This window comes from Shinella sp. G-2, assembly GCF_050172695.1.
Lineage (GTDB): Bacteria > Pseudomonadota > Alphaproteobacteria > Rhizobiales > Rhizobiaceae > Shinella.
The window spans coordinates 1-737 of record NZ_JBBEYH010000074.1; the positions used below are offsets into that span (position 1 = coordinate 1).

1 protein-coding gene is annotated in these 737 nt (G+C 61.3%); it reads left to right on the forward strand.

Going from position 1 to position 737, the window contains the following annotated elements; translation table 11 throughout:
* Positions 1–737: amino acid ABC transporter ATP-binding protein (locus V8U06_RS29170; protein ID WP_427143645.1), on the forward strand; the 737-nt coding region annotated here is incomplete at both ends.

The following is a 737-nucleotide window of genomic DNA, read 5'->3' on the forward strand; positions in this document are numbered from 1 at the left end:
TCCGCGACGGATGTCGCCGTCGAGATCGTCAACATGAACAAGTGGTACGGCGAATTCCACGTGCTGCGCGACGTCAATCTGAAGGTCATGAAGGGCGAGCGCATCGTCATCGCCGGTCCTTCGGGCTCCGGCAAGTCGACGATGATCCGCTGCATCAACCGCCTCGAGGAGCACCAGAAGGGCCAGATCGTCGTCGACGGCATCGAGCTGACCAACGACCTGAAGAAGATCGACGAAGTGCGCCGCGAAGTCGGCATGGTGTTCCAGCACTTCAACCTCTTCCCGCATCTGACGATCCTGGAAAACTGCACGCTCGCGCCGATCTGGGTGCGCAAGATGCCGAAGAAGGACGCCGAGGAAGTGGCGATGCACTATCTCAAGCGCGTCAAGATCCCCGAGCAGGCGCACAAATATCCGGGCCAGCTCTCGGGCGGCCAGCAGCAGCGCGTGGCGATCGCCCGCTCGCTGTGCATGAAGCCGAAGATCATGCTGTTCGACGAGCCGACCTCGGCGCTCGACCCGGAAATGGTCAAGGAAGTTCTCGACACCATGGTGTCGCTGGCCGAGGAAGGCATGACCATGCTGTGCGTGACGCATGAAATGGGCTTTGCGCGCCAGGTCGCCAACCGCGTCATCTTCATGGACCAGGGCCAGATCGTCGAACAGAACTCGCCGGCCGAGTTCTTCGACAATCCGCAGCACGAGCGCACCAGGCTCTTCCTCAGCCAGATCCTGCA